General features: G+C 35.9%; 10 protein-coding genes and 4 pseudogenes. 6 read left to right on the forward strand and 8 right to left on the reverse strand.

The features are described from left to right. Window positions 1–100: 100 nt before the first annotated feature. Window positions 101–859, reverse strand: coding sequence for a YnfC family lipoprotein (locus PR675_RS00435; RefSeq protein ID WP_004918281.1), 759 nt, complete (start codon window positions 857–859; stop codon window positions 101–103). 955 nt (window positions 860–1,814) lie between these two features. On the opposite strand from PR675_RS00435, the gene PR675_RS00440 reads away from it, so the two are divergent. Then, window positions 1,815–2,195: a nitrogen fixation protein NifS gene (locus tag PR675_RS00440; RefSeq protein WP_072197195.1), complete on the forward strand. Its 381-nt coding sequence runs from the start codon at window positions 1,815–1,817 to the stop codon at window positions 2,193–2,195. Window positions 2,196–2,360: 165 nt separating this feature from the next. On the opposite strand, the gene PR675_RS00445 is transcribed toward PR675_RS00440, so the two are convergent. Both PR675_RS00445 and PR675_RS00450 read right to left on the reverse strand, forming a co-directional pair. Continuing rightward, entirely contained in the window at window positions 2,361–2,813 is a 453-nt protein-coding gene (locus PR675_RS00445; RefSeq protein ID WP_014657982.1) for a hypothetical protein, read from the reverse strand. 750 nt (window positions 2,814–3,563) lie between these two features. Beyond that, window positions 3,564–4,232: a hypothetical protein gene (locus PR675_RS00450; RefSeq protein ID WP_014657981.1), complete on the reverse strand. Its 669-nt coding sequence runs from the start codon at window positions 4,230–4,232 to the stop codon at window positions 3,564–3,566. 639 nt (window positions 4,233–4,871) lie between these two features. Between PR675_RS00450 and PR675_RS00455 the strand changes: the two genes are divergently transcribed. The 4 genes and pseudogenes from PR675_RS00455 to PR675_RS00465 all read left to right on the forward strand — a co-directional run bounded on the left by PR675_RS00455 (window position 4,872) and on the right by PR675_RS00465 (window position 7,756). Then, the gene (locus PR675_RS00455) at window positions 4,872–5,759 is read left to right on the forward strand and encodes a PhzF family phenazine biosynthesis protein (RefSeq protein ID WP_060560711.1); all 888 of its coding nucleotides are present in this window, start codon (window positions 4,872–4,874) and stop codon (window positions 5,757–5,759) included. 284 nt (window positions 5,760–6,043) lie between these two features. Next, a complete protein-coding gene (locus tag PR675_RS00460) occupies window positions 6,044–6,448 on the forward strand; it encodes a DUF2251 domain-containing protein (RefSeq protein ID WP_004918269.1) in 405 nt (134 codons plus the stop codon). A gap of 199 nt (window positions 6,449–6,647) precedes the next feature. Continuing rightward, window positions 6,648–6,847 (forward strand): annotated as a pseudogene (locus PR675_RS20945) (IS3 family transposase); the annotation flags it as partial. Between the two features lie 504 nt (window positions 6,848–7,351). After that, window positions 7,352–7,756: a hypothetical protein gene (locus tag PR675_RS00465; RefSeq protein WP_014657971.1), complete on the forward strand. Its 405-nt coding sequence runs from the start codon at window positions 7,352–7,354 to the stop codon at window positions 7,754–7,756. On the opposite strand, the pseudogene PR675_RS00470 reads toward PR675_RS00465, so the two are convergent. From PR675_RS00470 to PR675_RS00480, 3 genes and pseudogenes are all read right to left on the reverse strand, one after another. Beyond that, a pseudogene (locus tag PR675_RS00470) lies at window positions 7,682–8,084 on the reverse strand (tyrosine-type recombinase/integrase); the annotation flags it as partial. The gene PR675_RS00465 and the pseudogene PR675_RS00470 overlap by 75 nt on opposite strands. Before the next feature lie 1,314 nt (window positions 8,085–9,398). After that, the gene (locus tag PR675_RS00475) at window positions 9,399–9,686 is read right to left on the reverse strand and encodes a hypothetical protein (RefSeq protein ID WP_272582645.1); all 288 of its coding nucleotides are present in this window, start codon (window positions 9,684–9,686) and stop codon (window positions 9,399–9,401) included. Between the two features lie 734 nt (window positions 9,687–10,420). Beyond that, window positions 10,421–10,609 carry a hypothetical protein gene (locus tag PR675_RS00480; RefSeq protein ID WP_036960459.1) on the reverse strand — a complete coding sequence of 63 codons (189 nt, stop codon included), beginning with the start codon at window positions 10,607–10,609 and terminating at the stop codon, window positions 10,421–10,423. Between the two features lie 1,096 nt (window positions 10,610–11,705). Between PR675_RS00480 and PR675_RS00485 the strand changes: the two are divergent. Then, window positions 11,706–12,144 (forward strand): annotated as a pseudogene (locus PR675_RS00485) (hypothetical protein). Between the two features lie 71 nt (window positions 12,145–12,215). On the opposite strand, the gene PR675_RS00490 reads toward PR675_RS00485, so the two are convergent. Next, window positions 12,216–12,683: a GyrI-like domain-containing protein gene (locus PR675_RS00490; RefSeq protein ID WP_060560708.1), complete on the reverse strand. Its 468-nt coding sequence runs from the start codon at window positions 12,681–12,683 to the stop codon at window positions 12,216–12,218. Between the two features lie 348 nt (window positions 12,684–13,031). Continuing rightward, window positions 13,032–13,231, reverse strand: a pseudogene (locus tag PR675_RS00495) (IS256 family transposase); the annotation flags it as partial.

A 13,231-nucleotide genomic window follows, 5' to 3' on the forward strand; every position in this document is an offset into this window, starting at 1 on the left:
ATACCCTCTTATAACTGGCTTTTAAAAATTAAAAGCCAGTTATACTCTGAGAGGGCGATTCTTGGACACAGACTAAAGCTCCTTTATAAAAATTTCGCTATCAATAGAATGACACTTCCGTCGTACTATCTTTGATTAACTTAATGTCCTGACCATTTTCATTTATTGTTAGTTCAAAATGACACTTATGTGCAATATTTTGGCTATTGTAATCACATTTAGAGTCTACTTGTAAAATAGTCTGACCTAACACACGAATTTTCATTAACAGATCAAATGGCTTAGTGATATCTTTCCCATATGTAATAATGGTTTCAGATATTACTTTATTATCTTTGTAATATTTTATCGTTGTTGGTAGTTTAAACTCATTATAATTATTTTCGCTAAACTTTGTTTTATTATCTGCCAATACAGAGCCGATAATAATCCCTTCTTTGTTATATCGATATATCAGTTTTCCATTATTATCCTTTCTTGATAATATCGTACAGTTATTACCGATTTCCATTTCTACAGGGCCATTATTATCCCTACCAACTAATTTATTTTTAACTCTCTCAACAAAGAGATAATTATGTACACCACTGAGGTATTCATCCTTTTTTTGGTTTAAAGCAAAACTATCTATGCAGCCATCACGACCAATTTTTAACAATGACTCATAGTTAATAGACTTGTCTTTATTGTAAACGACGGACCTAATTTCTTTAACATTTCCTTTAACTGGATTAAAATCATAGAGTTGTGCCATGTTGAACACAACAGGATTATATTGTTGCTTTTGAAATGCCAAAGATTCAGAAGCGATAAAAAAAGTAATTAGCGGTGTAATTGCCAATAGGTATTTATTACTCATTTTTAATTTTATACCTCTAAACGACTTGTATGCTGTGGTTTATTTTCAATAATCATTAATTTAATTTATTATCAATATAATATTTTACATAAAAATCAGTTAGTTAATAAAAAACATTACACGTAATAATAGCATGTATGCTCCTAAATATGCTAATGGTAACCACCTAAATAAATAAGATTTATCTCATCTTTTCGAGCCATCCGATGAGCAAATTTGAGTAAAACTTAAGCAAAAAGACACTTGAATTAGGAAAAATAACTTTTAATTATATTATACTTACGAAATATTCCAAGCACTGTAAAAATATCTTTACTCTTATAAATCCGAAGTCATAGTATGCATAGAAACAGGTACTGTTGTTAAGGTTAAATGGCTTTAATTTTCACACCCCAGAATATTGATATAAGTAAAAATAACTATATTTTCATTTACTCACCATCAAGCGTAATAAAATAACTTATCGCTCATCATTTAATTTGATAAAAAAATTACTACTCATTAACATAAATGTTCAATGCACAATCATTATAAATCGATAACATCAGAACATGTGCAAAGTGAGATGAGTGATGATGGCATAGCGACAAAATCATCCTTTCCGCAATTCCCCGTCTTATCACACACCAATCTATATCATACGGTACTTTTTATGGTCGAAGTGATTTGCGCAGTTCAGAAGATTAGGTACCTAAATGTGAAGAAATTGCCATAACACTATTCACCTCTTTATATGGCAATATGGCGCCACCCGACGTTCATAGATGAAGAGCACACCGAGGACACGTCTTGAGCGCTTATGTATCCCCTCTTTAGCTATAGAGGTGATATTTTACAAGCAAAGGTCAAAAACAGTTATTTCAATCCATCAGTAGGGTTGAAACTAGCATAAATTTATATCAATGTTCCTAGTCAGTGTGGTACGTTTATATATTACGATATTGATAATTCAACAATGGAAAAGAAAAAAATATACTTTATCTATATGCCTAGCCCTATACTTGGCAGAAACCCTATACAAGGGGTAACAGGTTCCGGTATTTTCGGCGCTTTGTTTAATTTATATACCGAAGATAACTATATATTAGCCCTACAAAAAGCGATAGCACAGAAAAATTTAGACTGGCATGTTTACCGAGATGACACCGAATCAGATATAAAAAAACTTATTGAACAAGGTGCTAGACTTCTGGTCTGCGCCCCAGGTTTGAAATACATGTTTTATAGAAAAGGATTCGACAGAAAAAACATTATTTATCTCGACACTTTCGAATATGCGAATAATGTCACAACTCCTGTTATAGATAGAATTGTCGAATTAGAAAATTTGCAGTGAATATACGTTTATTCATCTTTATTTACGCATGTGGAAGTACCATACGCCGTCTCTAAATCAACATATAAATGTACTGTTTTTCAACAACATAAAACACCAACTCTATCAACACATTTATCATTAAGACCTTAAATTAAGGTTGTTTCTTAAGAAAATAAGAAGGAACTAGTTAAATTGAAAATACTGTTTCATTTTTTTTGAAAAACACAAAAATGCAGTTAACAGCAAACATAATGCAGTTTCCTCATACTTCCCCCAAAGTGCCCCCAACCTTTCAAGATCACTATCATAACGAATAGGACCTTCTGGGATGCTGGCCCACCCACCACTAAAATTAGAATATAAGAATGAAATAAGAAAACAAAACCATCCTAATAAGGTAAATATTCTGGCTAACCGATTTCTTTTAAATGATAAATACAAAGCAGCAACTTGAATGACTAATACTAATAACATGATTGCGTTAAGGAAGTAAGTTTCAATTTTCAAGTAAAGAGGAATGTTCATCTTGTAAACAACAAATAAAAAAGATGTGTTTTTTAAAAAATAAAACAAAAATGAAGATATATTAATTATAATAATTATCTGAATTATCCATAATGAAATAGGTTTTTTCACTTAATATCCTTATCAGCTTACTAAAAATTTTAGACAAGAATACATGATATTTAACTTACTGTCACCATTTCGTATTTCATAACTTCCTTTCATTAGTGGGCTGTAATTTTTTCATAATCTAGCTTCAATAAATGATAACTTTCATATTGAGCCAGTACATTCCTATAACATTTTAATTATCGTTATTTGACCAAAGGAGTATAAAATCAATTAGATAACCTACTGACTGGCATTCATTTAATATGTTTAAAAAAGTCGCTAGGAAAGATTTTATTCCTCTGCCCCATAGGTCATTATCAGATTACGTTTAAAAACACCAAACTTACATCATCTATAAGATACGTATATGAGATAACACGAAGATATGAATATACTCTACAAGTGACGGCTATTTGTTGTTGTAAACTTCAAGTCATGACCTATAACAGAAGCCCATGTGGTAGATTTATAAGGCCACTTCACTATAGTGACCTTTTGTTAAACTCTCTGAAAATTATTTTTGCTCGCTTTTTTCAGTAGGATCAAACGGTAGACCGTTAGCAAAAATAAAGGATAAAGCAACAATCAAAAATGTAGCGACCACGAATAATTTGTCTATCACTTTTTTCATATCGATCCCCCTAGTTTTAATCTATCAAAAATTATGACAAGTTCTATGATTTAGCAAGTAGCCTTTCATTGAGACAGCATTAAAGAAGATATATGCCAATAAGCCCGTTGTACGGGCTGTTTGACGAAAATAACTTGACGCTAAAAATGACTTAATACTTCATATGTTATTGATTGTTCTGAGCTATCAAGCACTTTAATTTTTGCGCCTTTGTATGAAATAATATTACTTTTCTTTAAATCATACTGGATATCATTATTAAAGCCTTGGTTTTCAATATTAGAACCTATTTGCCTATAGCCTATATTTACAGAGTCACCATTTTTCCCATTGAAAATTAATGCTTCTTCAAAGGAATTTCCTGCAGGATTACTTAATTTCACCTTATCAAATTTAGCCTTATCGCTACAGATAAAGACATTAAATTCGGTGACGACACATAGCTCATGACTCTCTTTTTTTACTAATAATGAAGTCCATGGTTGCCCAATAACTTCAACGACCACACTACCAGAATCATTCGTATTCGTAGGCATATAAAAATCACCTTTATCGCTTTCCCCTACCTTTTTAAAGGTTCCTGGCGTCACTTTATAGGCTAAATCTATCTGAGTTGAATCGAGTACTTTGATCCCATCAATCTCACTAATTACTCCATCCCTTACTAAGGGTTGCCCAATACTTATCGTGTTTACAGTTCCTATTTTTGGCTCGCTCACCTTATGTGAAGAAGGGGTATAGTTATATTCCGTAACTGCGCATCCCGATAAGGCAACCATACAAACACATAAGACTGATAATTTTCTCATTTAACTAAATACCTATATGGACAGAATAATAAAATATTTTACATACCGAATGTTACATTTATTAATAATGACCAACAAGTTATTGTCGAGTAACAGTAAAATGCGATTATCTTTTACCACCTAGTTATTCTTAATATTGCAGTTAATCGATGATTTTACCCCACTCTTTCATAGCAAAATTCCATTTATGTTAATTAATATACCGACAAACAATATGATGAAAGAGGTGAGTGACGCTGATATTGAGTTAAATGTTCGTTGTACTAGCTAATATTGCACCTCTCCCATAAATCGAGATGCTTTATATGTTACTTTAGCTGCACAAGTCCGAGCATTTTAGTTTTTACAAGCTTTCTTCCTAAAAAGATGATAGAAAGGGTTTCTGTCACAAGAATAAAAGGCTTGATGGTCAGAGAAAGCATTTAGCTGTCTGTGGCATTGAAAAATATCTGGGTATATTGGGGCAGAGGTTGCTTTGAAAATATTGGTACTTTTCCGAGCTACCGCAACGTCTATGTAATCTATTTTATGTTTTAGGCACGACACAAAAGCGACCATGCCCAACCTCACATTGAAGATATCCAACCTATTAACGATACACAAAACGTATAGAACCTATTTATTACACAGGAGCAGTTAATGCAAAACGAGGCAACATACTCGGTTGAGCACGGCGTCAAGGTATACCTTGTGAACTCATTTACCCAGAATAATTCTGGCGGTAATCCTGCTGGGGTGGTTCTCAATCCCCCAAACCTAAGCATTGCACAAAAAATAGCTATCGCACGTCAAGTTGGTTTTTCCGAGACTGCATTTGTCTATACTGGCGAGGAGACGGATTTTGAAGTGGATTTTTTCACATCGGAAGGGGAAGTCGATTTTTGCGGGCATGCAACACTAGCCGTTTTTTTCACTCTAGCCTCACTTAATTTGCTTACACCAGGCTCTTATACACAAAAAACCAAAGCTGGTATTCTAAACGTAACCGTCAGTCCTGACAGTATCGTTATGGATCAAGCTTTACCTATCACGCGGCATGGGCCTGATGTTGAAGATATCGCCGCTGCCATCGGTATACGACCCGAGGCTATTACAGGAACTGGCTTTCCCATTGAAATCATTTCAACAGGTTTGCCTGATATCATCATTCCCGTGCAGGCTGGCCAATTAGATATTCTGCACCCCGATCATGACGCTATCGCAAACTTAAGTCGTGAATTCGGTACTATCGGTTTCCATGTCTTTGAGCTGAGCCACCATGCCCCCATCACGGCCCACTGCCGAAATTTTGCCCCTCTATATGGCATAGATGAAGAATCGGCAACTGGCAGTGCCAGCGGCGCGCTAGGGTGCTATTTGGTCAATCATGTTTTACCTAATGAAACTCACTTTCTGTTAGAGCAAGGGCGAGCAATGGGCTGTTCTTCGATGATCCAAGTGACGATTGATAGACAAGCACAGGCGATTCGTCGTGTTAGAGTTGGAGGGCAAGCCACGATGATTGGTACAAAAATAATTAGTATTTAATCAAGCACATCACAATTATCGTCCAAGTAAACCGTCGATAACGTTTTGCACTAATGGAGAAACAGCCATAGGCATTTCCACTCATTACCAATTAAATTCAGGTATTAATAGATTTGAGCGATTATAATAAAATGAATCCCTAACAAAAACTGCCACCACTAAGACTAGCGCATTTATACATATGTAGGATTGTAAGATAAATATTTTTACATATGAAGAGCTTTTTCTATACTGAGTTTTGACAGTTTTTTTACTTTACAGGTGCATAAATTAAGGAACCGCATATGACAATACTAGTTACAGCTCAAGAGCAAATTATCGTGGGGCAGGAAAAAGTAATCGAAAGCTTGGCCCCTGAAGGTACATTTGCAGCTGTATTTGAAGATGATGGAGAAACAGGATACTTCTATGCGCTAGATGAATCTGCTGAAGGCAACCCAATTCAGGACGCCCTCCATATTTACAATGTAGAGGATATTTCAGATAGAAACATTCCATCTGATGTCAAAATTGGCTGGTCAGAAGATAGTCTTAAGTGCGTTCTGTTAATTAATAATTACCCACATGGTATATTTAATTTTGAGACTAAAAATGGGTATTGTCGTAGTGGTTTTCCGCCACCAACAAATCATAAATGGTCCATTTTAGGACACGAATGGAATGATACTGTTCATGATTTTTTTAAGTAACGCGTCTGGCATTTTTTAGTTATTACTTTTAAAAAAAACGATATCTCAACTGTCCACTTCCCCTAAAATAAGATAGCTATAATTAGAGTTTCTGCCCAAAAATTACAGAAGCCGTTATGAAAACGTTCGTTTTACTGAAACGCAAATTGTCAGCAACTAGAAAATTCTAAATGGGTGTGTCTCAATTAGTAGGGAGTGGACACATAGTCTTTACGCATGGATTAAAAAATAAGCCAGACTCTTCGCAATATCAAATTATATCTATTGAAAGTGATGACATTCTGCGACTTAAAAAAGAGTTACAAAGAGTCACTAAAAAGCAGGATACATTAAAAAAGCCGCGTTGTACTTTGCAAGTCAATCCGACTTAAATATGCCTTTATTAAAGCCAACCAACATGGTTATGAAAGTACGGACTACGCTTGTCACTCTCAGCCTGAATAGTCATTGTGGCCATAACTTTACCTGTAGCTGTTTTAACTCTCTCAGGGGATTTTATTACCGTTCCTGATGTGGTGATTCTGGTTGATTTCGCTTTTCTCATTTTTGATTTACTCACCTTCATACCATCATAGTAAATGCTGTATAACTTGCTTTAATTTGAAACCGAAGATGTACCTACTGCATACTCATAAAACACTAGTGATAACAAAGATATTAATCAATCCAATCTAATTTTGGTCAATGGCAAGCATTAGGTTTTATATAGCCCAATCAATAGTACCACCGTGGTTTATCACAGTACCATTTTGGTACGTTATTACTATGAGTCTTTTTGATATCAAAATAACCACACCGTGTTTGCTTATGGTTATTAAAAATAATTTTCCTATTAAAAGCCTTTTCTCAATTAATAGTATTTAGTAGGCTAAAATGAAAAACATGCTAGCTAGGGTAATATCTATGTCTCAAGATTTTAACGTTTACCTCTCTTCTAAGTCACTCCCATCACCTTTCGAGTGGCAGGCGGAAATAGCCAAGGTTAATAAATCACTGATTATGGATACTGATTTTGACTTACTCACCTTTTCTGGTTTTCTTCCTTATCAATTAGATAACGAGATTACCGGCTTTGAATACGGCTCATGGTTTATGGATGATGATCATAAAAAAGAAATTAATATACCTACAGCTGATTTCTGTATTTTATTCTCAGTTGGTAACCGACCGCTTGAATTGATAGCAGCTGTAATATCCGCATACTGCCTTGTAAAGCTAACTGATGGAGTCCTGTCAGATCCCCAAGCAGGTATTCATATACCGCCATCTCAGATTGACTCTTGGATGAAGGCGATGTTGGCAAAGTAGCCCTAGCACTCTACGCCCATCAATATACTGAGCATGATTATACGTTCCACGAATAGAGTTTATTAACGTGTGCTAGCTGTGTCTCAATCCATGCAGTGTTATAACCTTGTTCATGTAGGATGGTGCTCATTGTGTGCCTGAAGCCGTGGCCTGTGGCTCGCCCACTATAGCCCATGCGCCTAATCATCGTATTCAGTGCCATATCTGGTATGTGCTTTCTATAATCAGTGCGACTAGGGAATATATATTGATAACTGCCACTGATGGGATGTGTCTGTTTCAGCAAATCAATCACCTGCTCTGATAGCGGCACAATATGAGGTCGGCGTGTAAGCACACTTGATTAGCATATCTGTTAGCTTCATAAATCACTAATATTGTAGAGGGAATTCTATATAAAAAACTATGCAACAAATTATTGTAGAGATTTAGAAAGACGTTAGTAGACTTCGGTAGAGTGAGATTTCGCTGGAACGCTTGATTTAACTGAGGTTAGGAGACTTTAATAGACGTGATTGGGGGAGGAGAGAACCATACATAGCATCCAATACATTGATAATAAATAATTATTTAAATTCTAACTTTACAGATACCCCCAAATATACCCCCTGATATTTTTGTCATGCCTGTTTTGAGGTGATTTTTAATATCAATGTTAGCCCTACTCTTTCCAATAACATCATTGCATAAATATCATCAATGAAAACTTTATTGCAGATAATGAAACACCAACCAGAAATAACCCTGCCCGTCTTTTCACGACTCCGTTTCAAACGGAACGATAGCTACCGAAAAACATTTCACACTCAGTTTTTTCTTTTGCCGAAACTATCCAGATTGAAATGGCATTATTCAGTACATAAAAATAATACTCCACAATTCGGATAACTCAGTTTAACCTGCACGTTGTTTTTATGTTGTACTACATTGAGGGTTTCCATGGAACGGGCTGATTTTAATACTGTAAAAGCCTTGATTCATATGTTCATTGAACAAGAACATATCAAGAATCGATTAAATATGATTTGTACCAATAAGATAAGTGACTGGGAAAAATGGCTTCAGCTAGAACTGGAATTCTATATGTCTCATCACGAATCAATAAAAGAAATAGAACGAGAAGTTAGATACCCTTGCGATAGACGAAAGAATAAAACTAATATTAATATGTTTATTGACCTAAAGTTTAGGAAAAAACGGTGTAAAAAAATTCATATATTTTCATCGAATTAAAATGCGCTAAAAATGCTTGTTCACTACTATCAAAAATGGAAAACGATGTATCTAAGGTATTATCCATAAGACAATCTGCTAATGTAAGCCGCTCTTTTTGGTGTGTCGGTTTTTATACAGAATCTAGCGATACAGATAAAAATAAAGCACAAAATAAACTTAACGAATATGTGTACCAACATCACGATACCATCCATCTATCAAATAGTGAGGTTGGTTTAATGATTATATAATCACGCCATTTTCAACAAAATAATTTCGAATCACATTTGTTATCTTGTGCTAGTTAACTGGTCATCTTAAAAAGGGTCAGTTAGCGGTAGGTAACTAATTGTGGGTTAGTTTAAAGAGGTGAAATATCCTCTTTAGATTTCCCGACTTCAAATCGGTTTGTTGATACTAACTTTTACTAACCTGTAACTAGCTGCGCCCCTGTTAGCTGATAACCATTAAACCATTCATAACGACCTGTAGCAGTTACTTTGTTTCCTTTCTGGCAGGTCATTATCTCCAGCGCGTTAATATCGAATGCCACTATCTTTAATGGGTACGGGCTACGCTTGTCACTCTCAGCCTGAATAGTCATAGTGGCCATAACTTTACCTGTGGCTGTTTTAACTCTCTCAGGGGCTTTTATTACCGTTCCTGATGTGGTGATCCTGATTGGTTTTGCTTTTCTCATTTCTGGTTTGTTCATCTTGATACCATCACAATACAAGCCATCGGTTAAAATAAAATGCTAATGGAACTCTGGAATATTAGGTAATAATTCCAATTTCTAGGGGTGATCTAAACGTTAATTTATCCATGATGATACGGGATAATCCCGTATGTATCTATAAGCTATTGATTATGCTTAATTCCGTTAAATCGACGGAATCAAAATACAACTGACCACCTGAAACCTTAGCGTAACCTTAGTGTTAGCTTCCATTTGCTAAAGTGCGTTTTCACTGGAAACCATTGTGGAAACCTTACCGTAATCTCACCGTTATCGGCTTAATCCTCCCCGTAACATCCCCGTTTAACCTTGCCGTAATCTTGCCATTCAATCGCATTATACGGACCGTAATAGGACCGTTATTTTAGCTTTGGTTATTCATGTTCAGAGTAGATAACCCATTGATTTAATCGGTAACGCATATTTGCGTCACGGTAACTTATTGATTTTTATTCAGAGTGCTTATTTGCATTGTGGGATTAATTCCCAGAGGACAAATTTGTCCTGTGGTTACTTTTATCTCATGGCCATTATTAGAATATTGCCAGCCAGTGACGAGACTCCGATTTCAGAGCCTCATGACTCCTTAATATCAAGGAGTCCTATTCAATCGCCTTAAGTGCCCTTGATTTCAAGGCAACCTATAGCCTGTATACCGTCGCACTTTTTAGTGCTTCGCTTAATATTTGACCATTGCGATTATCTTCGCATCAACGTTTTGGTGCTGGCTTAGTCCATTGGTAGGTTGGCGCTGTCATTCTCCGTCTGTGACGTTCTTTAGCCTGTATTGTCTGCGCTACACCTGTTCTAATGGCTAACCTATCACGTCCATTGAGTGATTGACCTTGCTGGTGGGCTAACTCCATCATAACGGCTTCTATTGCTTCACGTTGTAACATAGCTATACCTCAAAGGTGTTGTGATTATCGCTATACCTTGATTGTGCCGAATTGGAACAATCAAAGCCTATCAATCCACTAGCATAAAACATGCTGTTTTGCTGGCAACCAGAGTGGCAACCGTCAAAATGGCAACCACGCTCACAGGTTAAAATACGCTATCTCAAGGCGAACCCAAAGTGATGGCCTCGGGTAAATCAATGGGTTATGTTTTACAGTGGCAACCAAGTTATATCCGTCAAGACTAGTCCAAACTTATTACCCTTGTTTTGCTGCGTACCATTCTGCGTACTTTTACACAACATCATGATTTTATTTGATTATAGCGAAATGCGAGAATTAAACACATACCTACTGCGTACCTATTTGATTTTGGACGGGGCTTATAAATTTGTTTGACATGATGTCAGGTTTTGTCAGGTTTGCGACCACAACAATTAATATGTTCTCATGTCTGGTTTTGTCTGGTTCTGATGTCAACAATTGTCAACATTCAGCGGATGGAGTATCCAGTAAAATATAGCCTTTTTGGTGGATACCTTACAATCACTATAGCAACACCATAGTACCACCGTGGTTTATTCCAGTACCATTTCGGTACGTTATTACCGCGATTCTTTTTGATATCAAAATAACTACACCGTGTTTTTTTGAGTGGTTAGCTGTACTGGCTAATATTTAGCTATTTTGGCTAAAGGCACTAATTTGTGGTTTTGATATGAGAGCTTCATTTCAAGCCGTCCTTAGTATCAAGGGTAGCATTTCAACTGTCACCCTTTCCGACTATGGCCATAATCACAATCGTTAACCCTCCTCAATTTTGAGGGCATTGTTTCTATTGATAAATACAGGCTCAAAAATGAGCCGATTGATTCTATTGATAAAATTAGACTGCGCTCAAGTTTGAGCTTTGCCATGCATTCAGTTAGTTACAAGGCGCAATAATACGCTTTGCTTGTTTTACAGTAAGTTACCCTAACTTTAAGTTATAGAGTTATTCGTTAAACCCACCAGCAATTTTACATTTTCTAATCTGTATAACACTGTTATACGCTGATATAATAAGCACTCACTGAGCTAATAACGGACTATTATCATGAGTAAATCTAATCTTATTGCCTTTTCGTATACCTGCTGAACTGCAAGCCCTGTTTAATGATGCTGTATCGAACTCTGGCAGCGATAAAACAGCGTGGATAGTCTCAGCTATCAAAGAGAAGTTAAACCACCCAGACAGTAATCCTGACGCTCGTATGTTATCGCTGGTGGGACGCCTAGAATCGTCTGTAGCGTCTTTAATTGCGGGTAAGGCAGATATTCCACTGTATACCTATAATGAGTCTGCTGTCGTTTCTGTGGTTAATTTGGTGCTACCAGAGGGAATAGATAACGGGCGCATTATCGCTGAACGAATTAATGAGGCTGGCTACCAGACTAAAGGCGGCAAAGCGTGGGATAAGGATATTTATTCAGCGTGGAAGCGTCACAAGGATATTGTGGGGGAAGTTAATTTCAGTATCAATCTTCTATTTTAATTTGCTTACCGTTAATAGGGCGAGCGGCTTGACGAACCCACTCGCTTAATGTGAATAACTTATTAATACTCCTATTTTTTTAAAATAGGCACTAGTAAGGTAAAGTATTCTTTCTCACAAAAATTGACAGGATAAACCTCTAGGCTTGCTTCCATGTAATTTAGTGCGTATTCATTTTGTTCATTTGCCCAGCGGCCATAAATATCTTGATAAGCATCGGCTAGTTTTGAAAGGTTGGGAACCGTTGTTTGTAAATATAATGTTTTTGGTAAAACAGATTTAATTAACCCATCGGTAACCATTCCATCAGCTACTTCTACAGCCGCCTCATAAATAAATCTATCCTCACCCAGCATCCTTGATACACCAAAACTTTCTACTTCTAAATCAGTTTTACTTTCCTTTTGTTGACTTAAAAATAACGTAAAAAATTTTTGCCATAAAGTAGGGCAATCGTCCATTGCTTTTCGCATATCTGTTTCAATTGAAATTCCTGCTATGGTGCGTTCTGGTAATTCGATTATTGAATAAGTAAACATCACAAACTCCTTGTGTATTGATCGTTTATTAGCCATTAAGCATATAACATAATTTTCAATAGTTAAAATAAAATCAATTAATCCAACTGATATTTATTTTCTACACTTGATTAGAATACAAAGTTCAATCTATACATTTTGCTAGTAACTAGCCTCTGTATTCCTCAGCTTAAAGCGTTAGGATGTGTTAGGGTTTTGTCATCAGAAAAACGTTAAGAATTGTTAAGATTGATGGGTGAGGCTAGATTAAAAAATATAAGGTTTTATTAGGTTGTCCTTATCTTAATACTCGACGTTAATTTATCAACAAAGGGGACCCTGTAAATAATTCGGTGTATTTGCCTTTTATTAAATGTGGTCGTTTAGGCGGTCACCGAACTCAATAATAAAACGACTCATTGCCTGTTTCCAGTTTTGAATTAGCATACTCCATTTTTTAGAGGCCGATTCAATCGCTAAATCAATCACTTTCCGTACAGAGTCATCGCTGGGGAAGACCTTACGTTTCTTAATCGCATGACGGATAACACTGTTTAATGACTCGATGG

It is taken from the genome of Providencia sp. PROV261 (assembly GCF_028477945.1).
Lineage (GTDB): Bacteria > Pseudomonadota > Gammaproteobacteria > Enterobacterales > Enterobacteriaceae > Providencia > Providencia stuartii.